At 48.5% G+C, this 24487-nt stretch carries 17 protein-coding genes and 1 tRNA gene; 5 read left to right on the top strand and 13 right to left on the bottom strand.

The genetic code is table 11. The features are described from left to right. Positions 1-11 precede the first annotated feature (11 nt). The 5 genes from C510_RS0113405 (at position 12) to C510_RS0113425 (ending at position 5355) form a co-directional block, all read left to right on the top strand. Entirely contained in the window at positions 12-653 is a 642-nt protein-coding gene (locus C510_RS0113405; protein WP_018711800.1) for an ExbD/TolR family protein, read from the top strand. A gap of 22 nt (positions 654-675) precedes the next feature. Next, on the top strand, positions 676-1494 hold the full coding sequence (locus C510_RS0113410) for an energy transducer TonB (RefSeq protein ID WP_022340667.1): 819 nt from the start codon (positions 676-678) through the stop codon (positions 1492-1494). A 31-nt stretch (positions 1495-1525) separates the two neighbouring features. Next, positions 1526-2470, top strand: coding sequence for a PstS family phosphate ABC transporter substrate-binding protein (locus C510_RS0113415; protein ID WP_025892819.1), 945 nt, complete (start codon positions 1526-1528; stop codon positions 2468-2470). 20 nt (positions 2471-2490) lie between these two features. Continuing rightward, positions 2491-3912, top strand: coding sequence for a tetratricopeptide repeat protein (locus C510_RS0113420; protein ID WP_235300990.1), 1422 nt, complete (start codon positions 2491-2493; stop codon positions 3910-3912). A 246-nt stretch (positions 3913-4158) separates the two neighbouring features. Next, complete coding sequence (locus C510_RS0113425; RefSeq protein WP_018711804.1) at positions 4159-5355, top strand: hypothetical protein; 1197 nt, start codon at positions 4159-4161, stop codon at positions 5353-5355. A gap of 64 nt (positions 5356-5419) precedes the next feature. On the opposite strand, the gene C510_RS0113430 is transcribed toward C510_RS0113425, so the two are convergent. The 13 genes from C510_RS0113430 to C510_RS0113495 form a co-directional block, all read right to left on the bottom strand. After that, positions 5420-6775, bottom strand: a complete 1356-nt coding sequence (locus tag C510_RS0113430) for an NAD(P)/FAD-dependent oxidoreductase (protein ID WP_018711805.1) — start codon at positions 6773-6775, stop codon at positions 5420-5422. Positions 6776-6800: 25 nt separating this feature from the next. After that, on the bottom strand, positions 6801-7316 hold the full coding sequence (locus C510_RS16565; RefSeq protein WP_018711806.1) for a hypothetical protein: 516 nt from the start codon (positions 7314-7316) through the stop codon (positions 6801-6803). Between the two features lie 92 nt (positions 7317-7408). After that, on the bottom strand, positions 7409-7816 hold the full coding sequence (locus tag C510_RS0113440; RefSeq protein WP_018711807.1) for a hypothetical protein: 408 nt from the start codon (positions 7814-7816) through the stop codon (positions 7409-7411). Positions 7817-8001: 185 nt separating this feature from the next. Then, positions 8002-9999 carry a type I pullulanase gene (gene pulA / locus C510_RS0113445; RefSeq protein WP_018711808.1) on the bottom strand — a complete coding sequence of 666 codons (1998 nt, stop codon included), beginning with the start codon at positions 9997-9999 and terminating at the stop codon, positions 8002-8004. Between the two features lie 333 nt (positions 10000-10332). Next, positions 10333-12111, bottom strand: coding sequence for a RagB/SusD family nutrient uptake outer membrane protein (locus C510_RS0113450; protein ID WP_025892816.1), 1779 nt, complete (start codon positions 12109-12111; stop codon positions 10333-10335). Positions 12112-12124: 13 nt separating this feature from the next. After that, entirely contained in the window at positions 12125-15097 is a 2973-nt protein-coding gene (locus tag C510_RS0113455) for a SusC/RagA family TonB-linked outer membrane protein (protein WP_018711810.1), read from the bottom strand. 557 nt (positions 15098-15654) lie between these two features. Continuing rightward, positions 15655-17685, bottom strand: a complete 2031-nt coding sequence (locus C510_RS0113460) for a retaining alpha-galactosidase (protein ID WP_018711811.1) — start codon at positions 17683-17685, stop codon at positions 15655-15657. 382 nt (positions 17686-18067) lie between these two features. Next, a tRNA-Phe gene (locus C510_RS0113470) sits at positions 18068-18140 on the bottom strand. A 182-nt stretch (positions 18141-18322) separates the two neighbouring features. Further along, entirely contained in the window at positions 18323-19372 is a 1050-nt protein-coding gene (thiL, locus tag C510_RS0113475; RefSeq protein ID WP_018711813.1) for a thiamine-phosphate kinase, read from the bottom strand. Positions 19373-19376: 4 nt separating this feature from the next. Beyond that, the gene (locus C510_RS0113480; protein ID WP_018711814.1) at positions 19377-20186 is read right to left on the bottom strand and encodes a purine-nucleoside phosphorylase; all 810 of its coding nucleotides are present in this window, start codon (positions 20184-20186) and stop codon (positions 19377-19379) included. After that, positions 20143-21249: a tetraacyldisaccharide 4'-kinase gene (lpxK, locus tag C510_RS0113485; RefSeq protein WP_018711815.1), complete on the bottom strand. Its 1107-nt coding sequence runs from the start codon at positions 21247-21249 to the stop codon at positions 20143-20145. Before lpxK ends, C510_RS0113480 begins: the two co-directional genes overlap by 44 nt. Positions 21250-21264: 15 nt before the next feature. After that, positions 21265-23034, bottom strand: a complete 1770-nt coding sequence (sppA, locus tag C510_RS0113490; protein ID WP_018711816.1) for a signal peptide peptidase SppA — start codon at positions 23032-23034, stop codon at positions 21265-21267. 77 nt (positions 23035-23111) lie between these two features. Next, positions 23112-24254, bottom strand: coding sequence for a glycerate kinase family protein (locus C510_RS0113495; protein WP_018711817.1), 1143 nt, complete (start codon positions 24252-24254; stop codon positions 23112-23114). Positions 24255-24487: the final 233 nt, after the last annotated feature.

Here is a 24487-nt window from a genome sequence, read left to right on the forward strand (position 1 = left end):
CCGAAAAGACTATGGCAGAAATTCAAGAAAGTGGAGATAAGAAGGGGAAGGGCAGCAAGCAGAAAAAGATGTCTATCCGGGTGGACTTTACACCGATGGTGGATATGAACATGCTGCTGATTACGTTCTTCATGCTGTGTACTTCGCTCAGCAAGCCTCAGACTATGGAAATCAGTATGCCTTCCAACGATAAGAACATTACCGAGGAACAGCAGAACAAGGTGAAGGCTTCGCAGGCACTGACCCTGCTGTTGGATGCTGATAACAAGTTGTACTATTATGAAGGGGAACCGGATTACGATAATTATGCTTCGTTGAAGGAAACGACTTACGAAGCCGACGGTCTGCGGAAAATCCTGCTCCGTAAAAATGCGGACGCGGTGAAGAAGGTGCGTGAACTGAAAGAGAAGAAGGCACGTCTCGAAATCACCGAAGAGGAATGTAAGAAGCAGATAGCCGAGGTAAAATCCGGGAAGAATACACCGACTGTCATCATTAAGGCAACCGACCGGTCAACTTATAAGAATCTGGTGGATGCGCTCGATGAGATGCAGATTTGCAGCATCGGCAAGTATGTGATAGTCGATGTGGCGGAAGGTGACCAGGTATTGTTGGATCATTATCACCAGGGTAGTGATGCGGCTCATGTCTAACCCTTCAAAACAGGAATAACGTATGTCAAGAATAGATTTAACGTCCTTGGAATGGTGTGAGCTGATTTTCAAGGACAAGAACAAGAACTATGGCGCATACAAGATGCGTCAGGACCTGGGCCGGCGTCAACTGGCAGCTTTGGTAATCGTCACTTGTGCGGCAGTTGCCGCACTGACGTTGCCGAGACTCATCCGGATGGCGATGCCGGAACAGAAGGAAGAAATGGTGGAGGTGACCCAGTTGTCCATGTTGGAGGAACCGGAAGTGAAGGACGAGAATATTGTCCGTAAGGTAGAGCCGATAGCTCCTCCTCCGGCGCTAAAGAGTACCATCAAGTTTACCGCTCCGGTGGTGAAGAAGGACGAAGAGGTATCCGATGAGGACGAACTGAAAAGTCAGCAGGAACTGACAGAAACCAAGGTACAGATATCCATTGCCGATGTGAAAGGAAACGATGAACTGAACGGTAAGGATATTGCAGATTTGAAGGAAGTCATTACACAGGCTCCGGAGGAAGTGAAGGAACAGCCCTATACCATGGTGGAGCAGATGCCTCAGTACCCGGGTGGAATTACGGAACTGTTGAAATACATTGCCAAGAACCTGCGTTATCCGGTCATTGCCCAGGAGAACGGTATTCAGGGACGTGTCATTGTCCGTTTCGTCGTGACGGCTACAGGTACAGTAGAGCAGGTACAGGTCATGCGTTCGCTCGATCCGAACTGCGATAAGGAAGCTGTCCGTGTGGTACAGTCGTTGCCCAAGTGGATACCCGGTAAACAGAACGGAAGAAATGTACCGGTGTATTATACGGTACCTATTACATTCAAATTACAATAATTTACGGAAATCAAAAGCATTGCATACGTGTATGAAGAGAGTTATGTTCGTTGGTTTATGGATAAGTTTGTGTGTGTTGGCAGCCTGCTCTTCGCATAAAAGCGAGGATGACGCCCAGACGCTTTACTCAGGAAACATCCGGATAGCGGTAGACGAATCGTTACGCCCTATCATGGAAGAAGAACTTCAGGTGTATACGGCGCTGAATCCGGAGGCCGTAGTGACACCGGTTTATTGCAGTGAAGTGGAAGCGGTGAATCTGCTGATGAAGGACAGTGTCCGTCTGGCAGTGACTAACCGTGCGTTGACAGAGCGGGAACTGCAGTCTTTTCATACGCGTAAGTTTTTTCCGGAGTCGGTCCGGATGGCGGTAAGCGGCCTGGCCCTTATCGTCAACCGGCAGAATCCGGACTCTCTGCTGACCGTCGACCAGTTCCGTCGGGTGTTGCTTGGGGAAGTGACGCGTTGGGAACAGTTGAATCCGGATTCACGGTTAGGAGAACTGCAGCTGGTTTTTGATAATCCGAATTCGGGAACTGTCCGTTTTGCGATAGATTCCATCTGTAAGGGACAACCGATAGCTTCTGCTGTCAAGGCGCAGCGCACCAACGAGGCGGTCATCCGTTATGTATCCGAAACTCCGGGAGCCATCGGAGTGATTGGGGTCAACTGGATAGGCAATGATGCGGATTCTACCCGTCTGTCTTTCAACCAGTCGGTCCGTGTGATGGCTGTCAGTGCGGACACAGCGGAGACCACCGGTGATGCCTGCCGTCCTTATCAGGCCTATCTGGCCTTGCGGAAGTATCCATTGACACACGATGTGTATATTCTGATTAATGACCCAAGGGGAGCTTTGCCTACAGGGTTGATGACGTTTCTGACAGGCGACAGGGGACAGCGTATCATTCTTAAGTCGGGGCTTGTACCTGCTACCCAACCGGTCCGCCTGGTGGATGTAAAAGATGATTTTTAACCGCGTAAAATGATGGAAGAATGATGAATAAACGTATATATTTTTTAGGAATACCGTTCTTTGCGCTTTCTTTATGGGCACAGGAGCCCTTGGAAGCCGGATTGACAGAACAGGTGGAGGCTATTGCCGCTTCAATCAAGGAACATCCGCAGACAGCTGCCGAGGGGTTCGATAACCTGTTGAAGGGGAAGAACAAGAAGAATGTCTCGCTGCTGGTGGCTATCGGCGATGCTTACCTCACTGCCGGAAATATACAGGAAGCCGGACGTTATGCCCAACGGGCTGCCGATGTGGACAATAAAGCTCCACAGGTCTACCTGCTTCAGGGAGATATTGCTTTGGCAGAGAACGATCCGGGTACAGCCTGCGGTAATTACGAACAGGCCATCCTCTTCGATGAAGATTGTAAGGAAGCCTATTACAAATATGCCCATGCTTATGCAGGGGTCAATCCTCAGCTTTCGGTAGATATGTTGCTGAAACTGAAGGCCAGATTTCCAGAGGAGTTGCAGACGGACCGCGAATTGGCCAATGTCTATTATCAGATGGGCGACTACAGCCGTGCCAAGACTGCTTTCGATACATTCATGCAGGCCGGCAAACCGGAAGTACAGGATTATGGTCGCTATGCCATGCTGCTTTATTTGAACAAGGATTACCGGGAGTCAATGGATATGGTAGAAAAAGGCCTGTCGATGGATGCCCAGTACCACCTGCTGAAACGTCTGAAGATGTACGACCTGTATGAACTGAAGGCGTATGAGGAGGCCTTGAAGGCTTCGCAGGAATTCTTGGATCAGAAAGAGGGGAGTTTCGTATACCTGGATTATGTGTATCAGGGAAGAATCTGCGAAGCACTGAAACAGACCGAACCGGCTGTCGCGGCGTTCAAGCAGGCTTTGGCGGCCGATACTCAGGGGGAACATCCTGAAATCTGGAAGGAAATGTCCGGGGCCTATGAGTCGGCACAAAACTATCCGCAGGCTGTAGAAGCTTTTCAACATTATGCGGATTGCCTGAACGGCAAGATGGAGGTCTCTGATTTGTTCCTGCTGGGCAGGTTGTATTATCTGTCAGCATCGGCTACCGAGGATATGGCACAGAAGACTGCCGCTTTAACCAAGGCCGATGAGATTTTTGCTCAGGTAGCCCAGCGGGTTCCAACCAACTATCTGGGGAATTTCTGGCGGGCGCGTGTCAATTCTCTGCTGGACCCCGAAACGTCACAAGGGTTGGCGAAACCGTATTATGAAGCGGCACTGGCTCTGCTTAGCCAACAGCCGCAAGCTTCACAGTCACTGATGATTGAATGCGAAAGTTATCTGGGGTATTATTATTTCCTGCAGAAAGATTACGAACAGTCGAAAGAACACTGGCGTAACATTCTGAAACTTGACCCTGAACATGCTGCGGCCAAGCAGGCTTTGGAAGGAATGAAATGATAGTCAGGAATCAGTAGGGCTGGATGGCTCTACTGATTTTGTTATTGTATCATGCCATTTGCAGGCAGATGAAAACGAACTCATGTTTTGATGAAAACGAACGTTTGTTTGGGTTTAAACGAACGGACATCTTGAATGGAACGAACGTTCGTTTTTTGAAGTACTTCTCCTGAACTCTTGATGCTTTGTAATATACTTACAATGAGCGGTTTATGATTAACTGCTGGAGGTGAGGCTTAAAAAACTTTGCACAGAGACGGCAAGGCTGTTGGTTTTCTGACCGGAAAGATGGATTTGGCTACGCGTGCGCAGTCAGGACAAACCCTGGTACTGAAGCGTGGAGTAGCACGTTTTGATTTGACTTTGTCCGGAAATATTGCGGTAAACAGCCTGACGTTGAAAAATGCGGCACAATCCGTCTATTTGTTTCCTCAGGCTGAGGGGGTCAAGTCGCCAGCCGGAGTTGTCCGCAAAGATGTGACAGTTCATTTTGATGAGGTACTGACAACCTCTACTCCAGGTGTCCTTTATGTCTATGAGCAAGAGAATGAAGGATTGGAAGTCAGTGTAGAAGCGATGGTAGACGGTCAGTCAAAAGTATTGACCAAAACGCTGGAGGAAAAAGTTCTGAAGCGGAACTCCATCTATACCTTGACGCTCCGGAAGGATACTTTATCGAGTGAAGTCAGTCTGGATGTACTTGCTTGGGAAGATGGAGGAAATACACAGCTACAACCCGACTTGGATAGTCAGATAACAATTGATAAGAATTTGTCTTCACTCCCAGACGGGGTACAGATGACGGCAAATAATACTGTAACGGTTCCCAGCCGTGCGTTGGATTTCACATTGGCGTTGGATTGTGACGATGAACTGGAGTTTGTGTCTTCAGAGAATCCTTGTGTTACCGTTGAAGCCGTTTCATCGGGAGTCGTTGGTGAAAATAAGTTTGTGGTCCATAAAGCTTTGTTCCCTCCCGGATATCCGGAAGAGGAAGTGAAGGTATTCTTCCGTCGGAAAGGGTTGAATGAATCGTATGAAGAAGATTGTGTCAAACTGATTCTGCAGGAAAATCCGATTCGTCTGGAGGGCTTTACATTCGATTTACAGGATTATACCTGCGATTTCGGCCGATACATTGATAATGAGATGGGACGTTTCACCTTGCCTGAAGGTTTGGAACTCGTCGCTGAATTTCCCGAAGAGGATAAATGGGTGAAAGTGGAACAGGTAGCCGATGCAGCGAATACGTATCGTGTACTTGCTGGATGGAAACCGAACGATCCGAAAGCGGATGGCCGTAAACAGTCTGCCAAACTGGTGGTCCGTCGCACAGCCGACCAGCAGGAAATGGAAACTACTGACAGAAACCTGATATACCCCGGTGGAAAAGATGCATTCCTTTCTGCCGGGGTATGTTGTTTGGGAGCGTTTGCTGAATAAAGAACTCCCTGCCCGCTACCGTCACCGGCGGTCGGACAGGGAGTGATGAAAAAAATGATGGAATTTAGAGAATGTTGTCGGTTGTAGGAGGTTCTTCTCCCCAGTGAACTTTGCTTTCACGTTCTTCCCGGTCTTTCACCTCTTTGGCTTTCCGGGCATAGACTATCATACGTAGTGACTGGTCGTAGGTGAAGTAGCTCCATATCCAGTTGAGCAGGACGTTGATTTTGTTGCGGACACCCAGGATAGAGCGTAAGTGGACCACCAACCACAATATCCAGGCCAGCCAGCCTTGTGTCTTGACGGTTTTGAACTCGGCAACAGCCTTGTTCCGTCCTACCGTCGCCATGGTACCTAGGTTTTTATATCGGAAAGGGCGCATGGCTTTGCCCTGATTCAGTCTTTTCAGGTTCTTGGCCAGTAACCGTCCTTGCTGGATAGCCACCTGGGCCAGTTGCGGATGTCCGTTCGGATAGTTCTTGTCTTCGGTCATCAGGCATTGGTCGCCGATGCAGAAGATGTCCTCGACTCCTGTTACTTGGTTATAGGCATCCACTCGGATACGTCCGCCTCGACCTATGACTTCTTCAGGCAGGTTACCGATGGCGTTTGCACGGACACCGCTTACCCAGATGAACGAGCGGGTAGGTATCTCCATGCCGTCTTCCAGTATCACTTTGTGGTCCTGATAGTCGGTCACTTTCTTGTTGAGGTAAATGTTTACACCCATATTTCGGAGAAACTTCTCTGATTTTGCGGAAGCTTCGGTGGACATACCTGCCAACAAGCGGTTTCCGGCTTCTATCAGGAAGATATGCAGGTTGCTCGGGTCCATTTCCGGATAGTCCTTCGGAATGACATAGCGTTTCATTTCGGCGATGGCACCGGCTATCTCAACTCCTGTAGCTCCGCCGCCTACAATGACGATGTTCAGCAGTTCCCGCCGTTCCTGGTCGGTAGCGCAGGTGACGCTCCGCTCCAGGTTGCTCAGCAGCGCGTTCCGTAATCCCATGGCTTCCGACAGGGTCTTCATGGGCATGGCTTCCGTTTCAATCCGCCGGTTGCCGAAAAAATTGGAGGTTGTACCTGCCGCCAGTATCAGGTAATCGTAGTCTATTTTCCCTATGGAAGTCTGCAGGATATGTTTTTCGGGATATACCTGTCTGGCTTCGGCCATGCGGAAATGGATATCCTTGTAGCCGTTGAAAAGTTTGCGGAAAGGGAAGGAGATGGAACTTGGTTCCAGTCCCGATGAGGCTACCTGATAGATGAGCGGTGGAAACTGGTGATAGTTGTTCTTGTCAATCAGGATAATCTGGAATCCCGATTTGTGCAGTTCGTTGGCCAGTTTCAGCCCTCCGAATCCTCCACCTACGATGACGACTCTTTTCTTGTCTGTTCTAGCGATATTGAAACTCATAAGCGTTGATAGTTAGTGAAATGGGTTAATTGTGGGCGAAGGCCTCTACAAATGCTTTGGCCTGTTCGTCTTTTAAATAACAAATTTCAGAGGCAGGTGTATAAAGGTAAGAGGTATATTCGAATAACTGGAAACTGGCGAACGACTTGTCTTTGGTATAGAGGAAGTCCAATTTCATCGGCTTCTTCTCATCATTGGCCGGAAATTTTTCCGTTTGGAGATAAGCTTCCAGCCGTTTGGAAAGTTCGGCCTGTTGATAGGGATTGTAGCAGACTGACTTCTTGCGGATGCTGCTACCTGTGGGCAGGTATACCCAATGGAGACTGCGGAATCCGAGTTGATAGAGGGCTGCCAGAATACAAAAACTTCCTGAGCAGATACGGAAAATATCCAGGTTGGAACCTTTTTCAGTCGTTGAGGTTGCCATCAGTAGAAAAACTCCTATGCCTATTAGGATGCAGGCTATTCCGATTGTGGTGAAGTTGATGCGTTTCTGGATGTCTTGATGTGTATAGTTATGTAAAGAATGATATTGTTTCATAAGAATTTGAATTTGATTGTTAGACATGAAGTGTTGGTACAGAGTCGATAAGGGCTGTACGTTAGATAAATCGGACAATGAAATTCAAGATTCTAAATCAGGATGTGCCGGATGGCATACGTATACAGGCATTCTTTACCCGTACGCCCGATGGTGTAAGCCTGTCTGTGTGATATTGCCGATACAGCCACCAGAGTCTGTGTTGAACGGCTCATTTCTCTGAGCAGGTTCCAGCTGTTCTGGCGGATAGTGTACTGAAGGTGTCGCAGGTAGCGCTGGCTGGACAGGTTAAAATGTTCGTTGACGGAGTGTAGGTTATCGATAGGAAGAACCTGTGCCATGGAGAAAGGGTGTGAGGCCAGTCGTTGGCTGTCGGTATCTCCAGTGCATGCATGTGCTTCCGGAACCGGACAGGCCGTTTCCGTACACACTTCCCGGCACTGCCAGTGGATGGCAATCCCAACGAGTATGAACAGCATCAGTGCAATGAATCTTTTCATCTTTCTGTTTCCCCTTTTAGAAAGAAAACAAACCGGATGCAGAAATTGTTCATGGCTGAGGGAAAAAACAGCGCCACAGTCCTACAGCGGAACGGTTTTGCAAGCTGTATTCCTGTGGCGGCTGTCCTTTCTAACCTATGTGCTAACTATGATAAAACCCCTATATATTAAGGAAGACTACATCGTTATTGGTGTACAATCAGTGCCGAGCGTGGAGCAGCAGTCAGTTTGTTGCCGGTCATACTGCCCAGTCCTTTTTCCGGATTGATTTTTCCATCCTTGCAGACTATCTGATAGGTACCTTGCGGTACGTCGATACTTGCAGGTTCATTCTTGGAGTTCAGGATAACGGTGATGTTCTTCCAGGTGTCGCCGTTGGGGGCTCCGTTAATCCGGAAGGCTACTACGTTATTGTCCTCCATATCCAGAAATTCCAGATGCTTGTATATCAGTTCTGCATCGCCCAAATGGAAGGCCGGATGAGCCTTACGCATGGCTATCAGTCCTTTCAGGTAGTCGAAGGCTTCCCGATGGATGGCTTTGCCGGCCCAGTTGATGGCATTGATGGAATCCGGACTGTTGTAGGAATTGCGTACGCCTTTCTTGTCGCGCATGATTTCATCGCCTGTGAAGATGAACGGAACACCTTGCGAAGTGAATACGGCCGTATGTGCCAGCTTGTGGTAGGCAGTCAGTTCCTTGTCCGTTGCCTTTGGCGCGGTAATCTTCAGACGGTCGGTAATGCAATGGTCGTCATGGCAACTGGTGTAGCTCAGCATCTGTGTCGGTTGGGCGGTCCAGGATGCCGGTGTGTTCAGGGTAGAATCCTTCAGTTGCGGATGAGGCAGTGCGGCAGTGATACCGAACATCACCTGTGTATCGTGTCCCGTACGACCGATGACGAAGGCACCTTCCAGGTCGTTGTTCCAGCTTCCCCGCAACCCGTCACGGAATTCGTCACTGAAAGCGGCTACTCCCGGCATCCGGTAGGTGTTGGCTTTCATGGCCAGACTGTCGGCCGGATAAGCCGGACTGCTGGCTGCCCATCCTTCTCCGTAGATGTAGATGGTCGGGTCAATCTTGTCCAGTGCGCTCCGGATGGCTTCCATGGTCGTGATGTCGTGGATGCCCATCAGGTCGAAACGGAAACCGTCGATGTGGTATTCGTTGGCCCAGTAGCAGACTGATTCCACCATGTATTTCCGCATCATTTCCCGTTCGCTGGCTGTCTCGTTACCGCAGGCGGAACCGTTGGCAAAGCTGCCGTCCGGATTCTGGCGGTAGAAATAACCCGGTACGGTACGTTCGAAGTTACTTCCTTCGGTATTGAAGGTATGGTTGTATACTACGTCCATGATGACACGGATACCTGCCTGGTGCAGGGCCATCACCATCTGTTTGAATTCCCGGATACGTGTTTCCGGTGTATACGGGTCGGTAGCGTAGGAACCTTCCGGTGCGTTGTAGTTCAGCGGGTCATATCCCCAGTTGTACTGGGGTTTGTCCAGTTGTGTTTCGTCTACCGAGGCGTAATCGTATGAAGGCAACAGATGTACATGAGTAATTCCCAGTTCTTTCAGATGGTCGATTCCTGTCTTCTGTCCTTCTTTGCTTGTTGTACCGGTTTCGGTCAGGGCAAGATATTTTCCCCGGTTCTTGATGCCGGACAGGCTGTCGATGGAGAAGTCGCGGTGGTGCATTTCGTAGATGATGATATCGTCGAATCCTTTCAAAGTTGGCCGAACATCCTGGCTCCAGCCTTCCGGGTCGGTCGTGTCGAGGTTCAGAATGGCTCCTCTTTTTCCGTTTACTCCCACGGCTTTAGCCATGACTCCCGGTGTTTCGTCCAGCCATTTCCCGTTTATCTTGACTTGGAACGTATAGAATTTCCCTTTCAGGTCTTCGGTTACAGAAGCTTTCCAGATACCGTTTCCGGCTTCTTTCATGGGGACGGTCTGGATGGCATTTCCGGTCAGTCCGTCTGTATAGAGTTTTACATTTACTTCTTCGGCAGTCGGTGCCCAAAGCATGAAGTCTGTTCCCGTTTCCGAGTAGGTCATTTCGTCCCACGGTTGGGAAAAGGTAGGATAATCTTCAAACGATTCGTATTCTTTGGGGGCTGTTCCGCACCCGAAGAGGGTGGTTGTCAACAGGGTAAATAAGAGTAGTTTTTTTGTTTTCATGGCATTCGATTAGAAGTGTTTATAAAGAGATTTCTTTCATCCGAATGCAAATATCGAAGAATTGTTCTTTCATACTTTCGCTTTGAAAGAAATTATAAATCAGATTATAAATATATCTGTTGATAATCAGTAATATATGTAAATAATTATTCCTCTAATTTATAAATAGTTTGAAAGCATTTTCTTTTTGTTTATAGGGGAAGAAAGTACAGAAGTCGGTGGTTTCTTTGGAAGATTCTTAGGAGGAAATGAAAAAACAGGCTGTTTCGGCTTTGTGCCGGAACAGCCTGTTGAAGAGACTATTTTAAGAAATATCTGTCAATAGCGATAACATCAGTTCAGGATAACTCCTGCGTCGCTGGTCGGATTCTGGGTCAGTGTACATCCGCTTGGATAGGCATTGATGGCACTCTGTGGTATAAAGAAAGGAACTCTATAGTCTGTGGCAGGTACTTCCAGCGTGGCTTGTTGGTATCCCGGGAAGCGACGCACTAAAGTGTTGCCGTTGCGATAGATGTCGTATGTACGTTCTGCTTGATAGGCTAATTCAAGCTGACGTTCCTTGTCTATATGTTCTGCCGCATTAGTCGCGTCGAGCGAAGCATATCCGGCACCCGGAATGGAACGTTCACGGATGGTATTCAGGTCTGTTAAAGCCAAGGCATAGCTACCCAGTTTGGCGTATGCTTCTGCACGGTTCAGATAAATTTCGCCCAGGCGGGAGATTATCGGAGAGTGCAGGTGAGAATCTTCGCCTTCACCAGAACATTTGGTAATGTAGAACATTGGGAATGCATTATTTAGACCTATTTGGTAATCAATGACACCGGTATAGACTTCTCCGTCTGAGTATTTGATGGAATAGATTTGCTGGTCAGCGTCTATGGCAGTCATGGTGTAGGTCGTTTCTTTGCCATCAATTGTTTCTGTACAAGTGTAGTTGCCTCCATTTTGCTTCAACGTGGCCTGTACATAGTTGAAACCACTCAGATTACCGCTGGCATCGTATACGTTTTTGATGAAGCGGAATACCGGGGTGTAGTTGCCGTTATCGTCCTGTACATACTGTGGGTCGATGAAATTGGCACGGGCATCTACAATCTTCTTGCTGTCCGGACGCCAGTCGTTCCGTCCGGTTTCGTTCAGCAAGTCAAGGTATTTGGCGCTGGCATACATTTCGCCCCAGCCCATACCGCCTACTACGGCATACATACCACCGATGCCGTAGTAATGGTCATAGCCTGAAAATTCGGTAGCAACCCGTTTTACCACAAAGATGGATTCTTTGTTGTTTTCCGGCGTGAACGTATTGTAGTTCATAAAGTCGCTTCTTCCCAGCAAGGTGTATTGTCCGGAATTGATGACTTTGGTGGCATAGTCTACGGCCAGTTGGGCATATTCGCGGTTCGGGTTGTCGTAAGTACCGCTCATGTACAGGTATATGCGTGAGAGCATGGCCTGTGCAGCTTCTTTGGAAGCGTATGCGGGGCCTTTGTTTTCTGTTATCAAGGTTTCTGCCTTTTTCAAGTCGTTGATGGCCTGTTCATACACTTCTTTCACGGTAGAACGGTCGGGCAACTGCAGATTGTCCATATTTTCGGGTGTTCCATTGACAATGGGAACGCCCAGGTTCTTATCTGGGGCCTGGTAATACGGGCGGCCGAACGCACGGCACAGGTAGAAGTACATCATGCCACGGATGTAATAGCATTCACCGAGCTTGCTGTCGATTTCTGTATCCTGGCCTTCTTCTATCATGTTGATGACATTCGAAGCCTGGGCAATGGCCTTGTAACCGTAATCCCAAAAAGCCTGGAGGCGGTAGTTGTTTGGGGTACGGGAATAAGTGATGAATTCAATAAAGGCATCGGTAGAAGAACCGCGGATCATCATATTATCACCGGCATATTCTCCCATACGGTGCATGTGGTCCGACCAATCCTTCAACTGGGCGTAGGCACCGTCTACCAGACCGTCGAGCGAAGTCAGCGGGTCACCGGTAATCTGTTCTGCGGACATGCTGCCGTTGGGCAAGCGTTCTATGTCACATGACGTCAGTGTGCCGCACAAACAGGCGGTCACCAACAAGGAAGTTGTTACTATCTTTTTCATACGGATGGGCTAATTAAAAGGTTAAGTTGATACCAAACATGTATTTGCGGGTAGAGGGGTAGACACTCGGACCGGCTGAACCGATTGCGCTACCGTTGCTTGCCGGGATTTCCGGGTCAACACCTGAATAGCCGGTGATGCAGAACAGATTCTCGCCCGTAAAGAAGATACGCATGTTCTGGATGTAGTATTTCGGTAATCTTAAATTGTAGCCGATGGTGAGTGAACGCAACTTCAGGAAGTTGCCGTCTTCCAGGTAACGGGTAGAAGCCTTGTTGGAGTTAGACTTGTTACCATAAGAAGCAACAGGGTGTGTAGCGATATCGCCCGGTTTTTCCCAGCGGGTCCATCCGTCCATCAGTTTCATCTGGTTACGGTCGGTGTAGGCACCGTCGGAGTCATATTCCTGGCGGGAATAGTTGTAGATTTTACCGCCTACCGAATAACCGAATACGGCATTCAGGTCGATGTTTTTCCAGGTCAGTGTGGTGTTGAATCCGCCGAAGAAATCTGGCGTAGAAGCATCACAGATTACCTGGTCTGCTTCAGCATAGTTTTCGGTAATTTCACGGCTGAGAACGTTGCCATTTTCGTCTTTGGTATGCTTGTACCATTGCGGCGCACCGGTTTCCGGGTTGACACCTGCCCATTCTCTCATGTAGAAGCTGTTGCTGTCATAGCCTTTCTTCAGAATCTTGTCGGCTTCACCGGCAATACCGGCATCACCGCCACGGATGATTTCTGTGTTGTTACCGTAGAGTTCTTTAATCTTGTTGGTATTGTGTCCGAAATTCAGTTCCACTCCCCAGGTCCAGTCTTTGGTACGGATGATGTCGCCACCGATGGTCAGTTCGATACCCTGGTTTTCCATCTCACCTACATTCTGCCAGCGGGAAGTCACGCCGGTGATACCGGATACGGGTACCTGAAACAAGATGTTTGAGGTGTATTTGTAGTAATAGTCGAACGAGAAGCGGAAACGTTCGCCGAACATGGAAGCATCCAGACCGACACCGGTAGTATAGGTCTTTTCCCACGTCAGGTCTTTATTACCGATTTGGCTAATCAGTGCAGAAGGTATTCCGTTGTAGCTGGTTGAGATGGAATAGAGGTCGTATTGAGGGTACAAACTTGTCGGACGGTTACCTACTGTACCGTAGGAAGCACGTAGTTTCAGGTTGTCTACCCAGTCTGCCTTGAACCATTTTTCACGGTTGATGTTCCATCCGGCACTGATGGAGAAGAAATTACCGTATTTGTTGTCGTCACCGAAGTTGGATGCACCATCCCGGCGGAACGATAACTGAGCCAGGTAACGGTTGTCGTATGCATAGTTACCGTTGAAAAGGTAAGACTGTACGGCCCATTCGCTCAAGCTACCGCCTACAGCTTCGGGGATAGCGGTTACATCCAGCACTTCAAATCCCGGTACAAACCCGGTTCCGGTAGCCGAAATGGCTTTTCCTTGATAGTCATTGAATTCGTAAGCGGCCAGGGCATTGACAGAATGTTTTCCCCATACCTTGTTGAAGCGGAGAATCTGGTTGGTGTAACGGCGCACGGTATTGCTCTGATATTCCGACAAACGTCCGTTTACACCGGAAGCTCCCTCACAGCGTGGGTCTGAATAGGAATTGTAGTAGTAGCCTATCCAGCGGAAGTTGTTGACAGAAGAGAAGGTCAGCCAGTCGGTGATACGGATGTCGAAGTCAAAATTACCGTTGAACTCGTACGTCTTGTAATCGGTATGGTTTCCATAACTCAGGTCGTTCAGGTAGTTTGAATCCGAGTTGTCTACCCATCCGCTGTAACGGTCCGGCACCAGATTGCCGTTTTCATCGTACGGGCTATCCCACGGGAACATGGAGTACATGGCTGTCACGGAATATTGGGCATCGTGAGTGTCGCGCATCGCGCCGGATACAGAAGGTTTGATAGTCAACCAATCAAACGGCTTGTAGTTGCTGCGGTAACGGAAATTGTAACGCTGCAGGTCATAGCCTTTCACTGCACCTTCTTCCGAGTAGTAACCCATGGAGAAATAAGAATTGATTTTTTCTCCACCGCCCGACAGAGATACATTGTATTCCTGGGTTACACCGCTTTGGGTAGCCAGATCCCACCAATCGAAGTTGGAGTTGCGCAGGTCTTCATTCCAGCGCGGAAAAGTGATACTCTCAGGATTATTGAATGACTTGTAGTAATCATACAGTTCGGCACCGTCCATCATTTCCAGCTTACCGTTGTTCAGTGTACTTACACCGGCTTTGGCAGATACGTTGATGGTCATCTTGCCGCTTTTACCGTTTTTGGTTGTTACCAGGATTACACCGTTGGCACCCTGCGAACCGTAGATGGCAGTAGATGCCGCGTCTTTCAGGATGGTCATGGTTTCGATATCGGCAGGATTCAACTGTCCGGCTCCGTCACCGACAATTACACCGTCGATTACCCACAACGGAGCTGAGCTACCGTTGATAGAGGCCTTACCACGGATTACAACGGCACCGCTTGAACCCGGCTGTCCGGAACCTGGAGCAACGAATACACCGGAAACCTTACCGTTCAGCATGTTTTCTACGTTGGCTGTGGTTACATCTTTCAGTTTATTTTCCTTGACAGTCTGCAACGAACCGGTCAGACTTTCCCGACGCTGTGTACCGTAACCTACTACTACTACTTCGTCCAGCGTTTCGGTATCTTCTTTCAATGTTAAGTTTAATGATTGGCCATTCCAAACGATACTTTGAGTAACATAACCTACAAACGAAACTTCAATGGTGGCTCCTTTCTTGACCCCACTGATGGAGAATTTACCGTCTATGTCAGTAATTGCACCGTTGGTGGTCCCTTTTACTACGACGGATGCACCGATAACCGGTTCACCGGCGCCATCTTTTACGATACCTTTACAGGCATCGTTCTGTTGCTGTACAGAAACTGATTCGCTGGAAGCATATGCAGGAAGCCCTCCTGCGACTCCCATGCCGAGGCATAAGAGTATGCTGACAAGTCTCACTTGTTTTTGCATAAAAAAATTAGGTTTAGGTTTAACTATTATGATTATTTTCTTACAAAGAGAAGTATCATTGTGCAAATATATGAAATAAATCAAATTACTTGCAAAAAAAATAAGAAAATCCCCTTTTGGAGACTCTTTTGTTTCTTTTTGTTGCCATTCGGTGTGCTTTATATTTTATATAAACAGCTGGAAATCAAAAGTTAGATTCTCTTTGTAAGAAAAAGATGATTAGAATTGGTTTTGATATACAGCAGTATTGGTACAAAAAAGAGACTAGATATATGTCAAGCCCTTCTTGAGTTTTATTATCTGAAGCTTTTCTGGTATTGTTAGGATATGATGATGAAGAGGCTGTCTCGTGTTAAAGCGGGACAGCCTCTTTTATTGATTCCTTGAATCTTGTTTAATAGCTCTTTCTGATAATTGCCTTCACGCTTTCACCTTGTTGCATTAGATTGATAAACAGTCGTTTCTGGTGAAAGATGATGTTTCACGGTGAAATCATGTTACTTCCGGTAAATTTATTTCTTGGGGGTAATACGTGCTGTCCATCCACCTCCGGGAGCCATTTCAATATTCAATTTGTCGTTGGCTTTCACCGTACGTATTTCTTTGCGGTAATCGGTGGCTTCCCGATCCGCATTGATGCCGTCGGCAAAGATTTCGGCTTCGTATTCACCTTCACTCAAAAAGGACAGGTCGATGGTGCATTGACGAGGTGTCCAGTCCGTCATGGCTCCTACATACCAGATACCATCTTTGCAACGTGCCAGGCTGATGTATTCGCCTACTTTACCGTCTAAGGCCACGGTTTCATCAAATACGGTGGGAACTTTGGCTATGAAGTCTGTACATTCCTGTTCTTTCCGGTATTTGTTCGGACTGTCTGCCAGCATCTGTAACGGAGATTCAAAAAGTGTATACATGGCCATCTGATGAACACGGGTACCTTGACTCATAGGACGGTCATAGACGGCACGGAAGGCACTGCGTGTAGCGTTGATCATTGCTCCGGGAGTATAGTCCATCGGGCCTGCCAGCATACGCAGGAATGGAGCACTGACGTCGTAACGGGGAAAATCGTGAAGCGGTTGACCGTTGACGATAGGTTCCCATTTGGCATTTTCCAGTCCTTTGACACCTTCAAAATTAAGAATATTGGGATAAGCGCGTTGTATACCGCCCGGCTTGATACCGTGATAGTCAAGTACCAGGTGGTTGTCGGCTGCTTTCTGTGCCAATTCGTACATGGAGCGGATGACGGGCTGGTCGTCGCGGTCGAAGAAGTCTATCTTGAAGCCTTTGATACCTAGTTTGCTGTAGTGCTTGAAGGTATTGTCGGTGTCCTTGATGGCATTTCTCCAACTGGACCAGAGGATGATTCCTACATTTTTCTGATTCCCATAAGCAATCAGTGCTTCAAGATCTATCTCCGGATTTACATCCAGTAGGTTCTCCGGACTGCTCCAACCCTCATCGATAATGATGTATTCCAAGTGATTTTCAGCCGCAAAATCGATGTATGCTTTGTAAGTGGGCGTGTTTATCCCTGCCTTGAAGTCTACTCCGGTCAAATTGCAGGCATTCCACCAGTCCCAGGCCACTTTACCGGGTATTATCCACGAGGTATCGGTCAGGCGGCAGGCAGGAGCCAGACGTTGTGCCATGTCGTTGTCCGCCAGTTGGGTATCCTTTTCACTGACGATGACCACTCTCCAGGGGAGTGTCTGCCGGGCATCGGTATGTGCCAGGTAGTCTGCCCGTCGGGTAGGTACAAAGTTCAAGCGGTTATGTCCGCCCACTGTCTCTTCCAAAGGGTAGGGAGCAAAAGTGGCTGTCAATGCGTGAGGTTTGTCATTGTTCCGAAGCAGGAACATGCCCGGATAATTTTCTACTCCCGCATCCATGATGACAGCTTTGTGCCCATTCCCCAAGTCTACCATTAACGGAGTAATGGCCAGTGAATCGGGTATCATTTCAGACAGTTTGCATTCATCGTAATAGGATTCGAAAGGGTAGCAATAGCGTTCACCGCCACGGTTGTCATTTACGTAGGGGATGAAAGCCTGATGGTCTGCTGTAAAATTGAATTCGGCTGTTTCCTGTTCAATGAGCATTGGTTTCCGCTGTTCCAGAATGAAGCGATAGGCTGCTCCATCGTCATAAGCCCTGAATTCGATGCTGTATCCGCCTTTGCATTTCAGCAGGAGCTGATTATATTGGTCTTTTACCACGGTACGTTTGTAGAAAGGCGTGGAGAACGAGGTCCGGATTTCTTTTTCTGAGGCTTTACTCACTTTGACAGGATTCCCCCATGTAGTTTCCGTACCGTTTGGGCGATCCTCTCTTATCTTCAAGGCAATGGCAGAGGGAAGTATGACCGTATCTCCCTGTTGTTCGATGCTCCAGGTCAAAGCCTTTTCCGTACAGATGTTGATGTTCAGTTTGCCGTCGGGTGATGTCAGCCGGTAGTCTTGTGCCCATACACTTCCTGTCAGTAGATAAAACAGGAGACCGGCAATGGATGTTTTTCTTAGTAATGAATGTTTCATGATGAATTTATGTTAGTTTTGTAGGTAAGGTTACCACTTTTTTACTGCAGGTTTTCCTCCTTCTGATTTTTGCAAGATTTATGTATCTTGTGTGATTCTTTACGTGCATAGTAAATACAGGTATCCCTGTTAGTTACAAAGATATACTTCTGTGAACAATATACCATAAAATTTGTGGCTTTATTGTTGTTCGTTCGGAGTTTGAGGAATGATGCTAACTTTGCAGTGGTGGGAGATAATGATTGAATCTTTTAATCGAGACCGGTCTTTTCAGGCCTTTCCATCATTTGGGCTTCGCCTCATTATAGTTTGTAGAGAGGTGGTATGGTTGGATAATTCTAAATAAAAAATCCCGATTTCGCATGGAAATCAGGATTTTAAGTGGTGCCACCAGGAATCGAACCGGGGACACAAGGATTTTCAGTCCTTTGCTCTACCAACTGAGCTATGGCACCAATTTGTTGTTTTCTGCAACCGTTGTTTCTCGTTTGCGGTTGCAAAGGTACGCAAAGTTTTGGAACCTGCAAATTTTTTGGCAGAAAAAGAAAGAAAAAGTTATTAACAGGTTCATGAACCCTGTTCAAAACTCTCAGAAAACCTTTCCTTAAGAGCTTTGAACGAGTTCATATTCAGTGTATTATTCCTTTTCCTGGTTTTTCAACGGGTTCCATCCCTGAGCTTTCAGCTCCAATTCGTTGCCGTCGCGGGTAACGAGGGCGCATCCCAATTCCGGCTTGGTGATATGGCCGATAATCTTGACATCCTTCAGCTTCGATACCGCTTCGTGGGCAGTCAGCGGTACGGTGAACAATAGCTCGTAGTCTTCGCCACCGTTCAGCGCACAGGTACTCAGGTTCATGTTGAACTCTTCGGCCATGACAGCGGTCTGATAGTCGATAGGAATACGTTCCTCATAGACGCGGCAGCCGGTATGGCTCTGTGAACAGATGTGCATCAGTTCAGAAGAAAGGCCGTCGGAGATATCCATCATAGCTGTCGGTTGGATACCGGCCTCGGCCAGTTCGGCAATGATGTCCTTGCGTGCTTCAGGTTTCAGGAAGCGTTCCAACAGGTATTCCTTTCCTGCGAAATCCGGTTGAACCTCCTTTTCTCCCTGGAATACGGCTTTCTCGCGTTCCATGAGTTGCAAGCCCATGTAGGCAGCCCCCAAGTCGCCTGTTACACAAATCAGGTCTGTATCTTTGGCACCGTTCCGATAGACGACCTTGTCTTTGTCCGCTTCACCGATGCAGGTGATGGAAATGGCCAGACCGGTGACAGAAGACGTGGTATCACCGCCTACGATGTCTACCTGATGCAGTTCGCAGGCCAGTTTCAGGCCGTCGTAGAACTCTTCCAGGTCTTCGATACAGAACCGTTTCGATACGGCAAGTGAGACAGTAATCTGTTTCGGAGTACCGTTCATGGCGTAGATGTCGGAGAAGTTCACCATGGCCGATTTATATCCCAGGTGTTTCAGTGGCGTGTATACGAGGTCGAAATGAACCCCTTCCATCAGCAGGTCGGTAGTGACCAGTACCTGTTTGCCGGGGTATTCCAATACGGCAGCGTCATCGCCGACTCCGTAGCGGGTTTCCGCATTTTTCAGCTGGATGTCCTGGGTGAGGTGCTTGATGAGGCCGAACTCACCCAGTGTTGATATTTCTGTTCTGTTTCCTTCGTGCATGGTCTTATGCTCTATTAATCAATTCTCTCATGATGGTTGTCATGCGGGGCTGTGCTTCGTCGGCAGCTTTCTGAACTTCCTCGTGAGATACTTCTACGATTTTTCCTTCTACACCCAAGTCTGTGATGACAGAGATGCCGAATACTTTGATGCCGCAGTGGTTGGCTACGATGACTTCGGGTACGGTAGACATGCCTACAGCATCAGCTCCCAGAATACGGAACATCTTGTATTCTGCCGGAGTTTCGAAAGTAGGACCTTGTGTGCCGATGTATACACCTTGCTGTACCTTGATACCTTTTTCCTTGGCGATTTCCAGTGCCTTTGCTATCAGTTCTTTGGAGTATGCCTCGCTCATATCCGGGAAACGTGGTCCGTAGTCGATGTTTTTGCCGCGCAGCGGATGTTCCGGGAAGAAGTTGATATGGTCTGTGATAATCATCAGGTCGCCGATTTCAAATTCCGGGCTTGTGCCTCCTGCCGCATTCGAAACGAAAAGGGTCTTGATACCCAGTTCACGCATGACACGTACCGGGAAGGTCACTTCTTTCATGGAATAGCCCTCGTAGAAATGGAAACGTCCCTGCATAGCCATGATGTCCTTGTTGCCCAGTTTCCCGAAAATCAGCTTACCGCTGTGTCCTTCTACGGTTGATACCGGGAAATTGGGAATGTCTGCGTAATTTATTTCGTATTTATCGGTAATCTCGTGTACCAGACTGCCCAGTCCTGTACCCAGAATGATGGCTGTTTCAGGATGGGTGTGCATTTTAGCCTTCAGAAAGGCAGCTGTTTCTTGAATTTTTTCTAACATACGCGATAATTTGTTGGTTAAATGATTCTTCTTCGTTATTCAGGAACCTGACTTCGATGGGTAATACATGGAAGTAGGGTTTCAGTTTTTCACTCAGCTTCGGATGAGCGATAAGCCGGGCGGCATCTTTTTCGGTCGTAACGATACTTTTCTGCGGTCCGGGTATTCGGAGGAATGTCTCTTCGATACGGTGCAGATCGGTTTCGGTGAAATTGTGATGGTCGCCGAATGTCAGCGGGTGTACGTGACGGGTATGCCTTGACAGTTCCTCCAGTAAAGGAGCCGGCGAGGCGATACCGGTTACTACCAGCAGGTGCTCTTCCGGAGTTAACGTTTCCAGTGCCCGTTCCGGTTCTTCGGTAAAGAGGGGACGAAGCTTCCCATAGGCCAGTGTCGTGAAGTAGAGTGACTGGTGGGGGAGGGGCTTCAGTTCCTTCCTGAACTGCTGGCAGTTTTCTGCGTCCAGATGGGGCGGACATTTGCTGACAATCAGGATATCTGCCCGTTTCCTGCCCGAAGAAGACTCCCGCAGTCGACCCGCCGGAAGAAGTTTGTCTTGCTGGATGGGACGGTGGTAGTCTACCAGCAGAATGTTCAGCCCAGCTTTGACGTAGCGGTGCTGGAAGGCGTCATCCAACAGGACGGCTTCTACACCAGGGGTGGTTTTCCCGTCTGTCAACTGTTCGATGCCGTGGCACCGGTCCCGGTCTACGGCCACGTAGATATCCGGAAATTTATGGGCCATCTGGAAAGGCTCGTCTCCGATGGCTTCGATGGGAATATCCGGTCTGGCCAATACGAATCCTTCCGATTTCCGCTTGTAGCCCCGGCTTAGTACAGCGATGCGGTAACTTTTCCGGAGCAGGCGGATGAGGTATTCGGTATGGGGAGTCTTACCGGTTCCTCCTACACTGATATTCCCAATGCAGATGACCGGAAGCGGAAAACTTCGGGAAGTCAGTATACCCTTGTCGAACATGCGGTTACGCAGACTGACTCCCAGTCCGTACAGCAGCGCAAACGGGAGTAGTCCCCAATAGATGCTGAAAGGTCGCTGGCTCATGGTCGTTTCTTGTTTTTATTGGATACGCAAGTCAAAAGGCAGTCGCGCCTGGATGCGGTCGGCCTGTTTCAGGTTCTTCAGCAGGGCAAAGCCGTGGTAATATTCGCCGAAAGTAGCTTCCAGTCGGCTGTCGATGTAACTGTCCTTCTGTGTATTCAACAAACTACTCAGGATATTTTCTTTTCCCGGATAGCTTAATAGGGTATAATCTGTGATTCCGGCACGTTTTACGGCTTCGTTCAAGGCTGTCTGCAGGCCGCCCAGTTCGTCTACCAGTTTCAGTTCTTTGGCCATGGTGCCGCTCCATACACGTCCTTCAGCTATCTCCTTCAACTGTTCCAAGGGCATGTTTCGTCCTTCGGCACAGCGTTTGGTGAAGAGTTCGTATCCGTTGTTTACGCTTTGCTGGATGAGGGCTTTTTCCTCCTCATTCATCGGCCGGTCTATCTTTCCCATGTCTGCCAGGCGGTTGGTCTTCACGCCGTCTATGTGGACACCCAATTTGTTGTTGATAAGCTCAGATGCTTCGGGCACCATGCCGAAGATACCGATGGAGCCGGTCAGCGTGGTTGGCTCGGCTACAATCCAGTCGGCTGCGCAAGAGATATAATATCCACCGGAAGCGGCATAGTCTCCCATTGAAACGATGACCGGTTTTTCGGCTTTCAGCAGAGAGACTTCGCGCCAGATTTGTTCAGAGCCGTAGGCACTGCCGCCCGGAGAGTTTACACGCAGTACGACAGCCTTTACGCTTTCGTCCTTGCGGAGGCGTTGCAGGTCTTTGATGACCCGTTCGGAGTTGATGCCTTCTGTCGGGTCCGGGTCGGTTGACGAGTCGATGTCGCCGGTAGCATAGTAGATGGCGATGATGTTGCCGCTCTTGTCCTTGGGTACATTCCGTTTTACGTTGATCATGTCTTCCAAGGTGAGTGTATTCAGTTTGTCATCTTCTTCTACGTCCATCCGTTGCTTCAGGTAGCTCAGCAACTGGTCTCTGTATATCAGTGTGTCTGCCAGCCCGTTGCGCAGGCAGTCATCGGCCTGGCGGAAGTCCATGCAGCTGTCTGCCAGTTCGTTCAGTTGTTCCGGAGTCAGGTCTCTCGATGCGGCTACATCTGTCAGCAGTTGTTGCCAGATGGATTGGATGTATGCCTGGGTCTGTTCCCGGTTGGCCGGACTCATCTCTGTGCCGCTGAAGGTCTCGGTGAATGATTTGTATGTACCTACACGGAAAATCTGCATCTGTACTCCGATTTTGTCGAGCAGGTCTTTCAGGAAGAAGCTCTGTGCCGACAGGCCATGCCAGCTGATGCTTCCCGAAGGATTCAAGGCTACCTTGTCGGCTACGCTGGCCAGGTAGTAGGCACCTTGTGTATAGTTTCCTCCGTATGCCACAATGAATTTTCCGCTGTTTTTGAAATCAATCAGGGCTTCACGGATTTCCTGAAGTGAAGCTGTTCCGCAGGAAAAGAAAGTATCGAAATCCAGATAGATACCTTTGATTTTATCGTTTGCTTTGGCTTTACGGATAGAAGCGAGAATATCTTCCAGTCCGGCAGTAGTATATTCATCACCCAACAGTTGGTCGAGTGGGTTTTCCTGATAGCGTTCTACGACGTTTCCTTTCAGTTCAAGTACAAAGATGGAGTTGTCTTTTACGACGGTTTCCGGTTGGCTGCTCATCAGCATTCCGGAGATGGCTACAATACCTAGAATGGTAAAGACAATTCCGGCAATGAGAATGCCGACAATTGTAGCCAAAGTGGTCTTGAAAAAATCTTTCATGTTGTTTTTTTTTGAGTTTGGTGATTAATTTACAAATTTATTCTTTTTGGATGAAAAGGCCAAACTTGTATTTCGTTTTATGTTTTCTGTCCGGTGTAAATCCGGCAGATTTGAGCGGTTGTTTCGCGGATGTTTTGCCGGGCAGTGTCCAGCTGCATGGCTTGTTCCAAAGGTTGCGGGTAAGGAGTCGTTGAAAAGGCGGCCAGAAATCCTGCTTCGTTCAACGCTTCCCTGTCCTCGATGCCGCCGGAAAGGAGTAGGGTAGGGACTTCTGCTTTTTGGGCTCGTTTCAATACACCCATAGGAACCTTGCCCATTAAGGTCTGCCGGTCGGAATGTCCCTCGCCGGTGATGACGAGGTCGGCATCGGACAGTAGTTTATCCAATTGCAGAATGTCCAGTATCAGTTCGATCCCTGGTCGGAGGGAGGCGTGGAAGAATGCTGCAAGGCTGCCGCCCAATCCTCCGGCGGCTCCTGCGCCCGGTAGGGTATCGACGGCTGTGCCGGTTGCGGCATGAACGATTCCGGCAAAATGTTGCAGGCCGGTATCCAGCATACGTACATCTTCTGTAGAGGCTCCTTTTTGCGGGGCGAAAACATAAGCGGCTCCTTGGGGGCCGTAAAAGGGGTTGGTGACATCGCAGGCAACGGTAAACTGTGCTTCACGGAGTAAAGGTGAAACTTCTGAGGTATCTATGTAGGCTATTTGGGCCAGTTGCGCTCCTCCGCTCTCAAGTAGCCGATGGTCGGTTGTATAGAATCGATATCCTAAGGCTTGCAGCATGCCCATTCCGGCATCGTTTGTAGCGCTCCCGCCAATCCCTATCAGAAATTTCCGATAGCCTTTCCAGAGGGCGTCCAGAATCAGTTCTCCTGTTCCGTATGTGTTGGTTAACAATGGATTGCGCTCCTCTTCGCGTAGTAAGAGGAGGCCGCTGATGCGTGCCATCTCGATGGCAACGGTTTCCCCATCGCCTAAGATGCCATAGCTTGTGGGGCGAATGCGCATCAACGGGTCGTGTGCTTCCAGTTGGATATAGCTTCCTTGGGTGGCTTCCATCAGAATGCTCAAGATTCCTTCACCGCCATCTGCTACAGGAAGGCAGACGGTTTGACAGGAAGGAAATACCTTGTGTATACCTTCTGATGCGGCCTGTTCTGCCTCGATGGAACTTAGGCAGCCCTTGTATGAATCAATAGCTAAGATGATTTTCTGCATGGTGTTTGTTGTTGTAATAATGTAGTCTTGCAAAGATAATCTTTTGTATGGAAATACGTTGGATAATGCCGTTTCTTTGGGGTCTGAAAACGTCCGTTTGTTTCGATAAAGATGTCCGTTCGTTTTCAATAAAACGTGCGTTCGTTTGGATGGAAACGTGCGTTCGTTTTCTGTTTCTCGGAAGTACTCGCGCGTGCGCGAATTATATATGGAGTTCGATTTTGACCTTTTGA

Origin of the sequence: Phocaeicola barnesiae DSM 18169 = JCM 13652 (genome assembly GCF_000374585.1) — a bacterium.
GTDB classification, from domain to species: Bacteria; Bacteroidota; Bacteroidia; order Bacteroidales; family Bacteroidaceae; genus Phocaeicola; species Phocaeicola barnesiae.

Coding starts and splice junctions, on each gene's coding strand:
- pulA (WP_018711808.1), bottom strand. CDS start 9,999: ATGAAAACAAAAAAACTACTCTTATTTACCCTGTTGACAACCACCCTC.
- C510_RS16565 (WP_018711806.1), bottom strand. CDS start 7,316: ATGAAACAATATCATTCTTTACATAACTATACACATCAAGACATCCAG.
- C510_RS0113495 (WP_018711817.1), bottom strand. CDS start 24,254: ATGCAGAAAATCATCTTAGCTATTGATTCATACAAGGGCTGCCTAAGT.
- C510_RS0113405 (WP_018711800.1), top strand. CDS start 12: ATGGCAGAAATTCAAGAAAGTGGAGATAAGAAGGGGAAGGGCAGCAAG.
- lpxK (WP_018711815.1), bottom strand. CDS start 21,249: ATGAGCCAGCGACCTTTCAGCATCTATTGGGGACTACTCCCGTTTGCG.
- C510_RS0113410 (WP_022340667.1), top strand. CDS start 676: ATGTCAAGAATAGATTTAACGTCCTTGGAATGGTGTGAGCTGATTTTC.
- C510_RS0113450 (WP_025892816.1), bottom strand. CDS start 12,111: ATGAAAAAGATAGTAACAACTTCCTTGTTGGTGACCGCCTGTTTGTGC.
- C510_RS0113420 (WP_235300990.1), top strand. CDS start 2,491: ATGATGAATAAACGTATATATTTTTTAGGAATACCGTTCTTTGCGCTT.
- C510_RS0113430 (WP_018711805.1), bottom strand. CDS start 6,775: ATGAGTTTCAATATCGCTAGAACAGACAAGAAAAGAGTCGTCATCGTA.
- C510_RS0113415 (WP_025892819.1), top strand. CDS start 1,526: ATGAAGAGAGTTATGTTCGTTGGTTTATGGATAAGTTTGTGTGTGTTG.
- C510_RS0113440 (WP_018711807.1), bottom strand. CDS start 7,816: ATGAAAAGATTCATTGCACTGATGCTGTTCATACTCGTTGGGATTGCC.
- C510_RS0113460 (WP_018711811.1), bottom strand. CDS start 17,685: ATGAAACATTCATTACTAAGAAAAACATCCATTGCCGGTCTCCTGTTT.
- sppA (WP_018711816.1), bottom strand. CDS start 23,034: ATGAAAGATTTTTTCAAGACCACTTTGGCTACAATTGTCGGCATTCTC.
- thiL (WP_018711813.1), bottom strand. CDS start 19,372: ATGCACGAAGGAAACAGAACAGAAATATCAACACTGGGTGAGTTCGGC.
- C510_RS0113455 (WP_018711810.1), bottom strand. CDS start 15,097: ATGGGAGTCGCAGGAGGGCTTCCTGCATATGCTTCCAGCGAATCAGTT.
- C510_RS0113480 (WP_018711814.1), bottom strand. CDS start 20,186: ATGTTAGAAAAAATTCAAGAAACAGCTGCCTTTCTGAAGGCTAAAATG.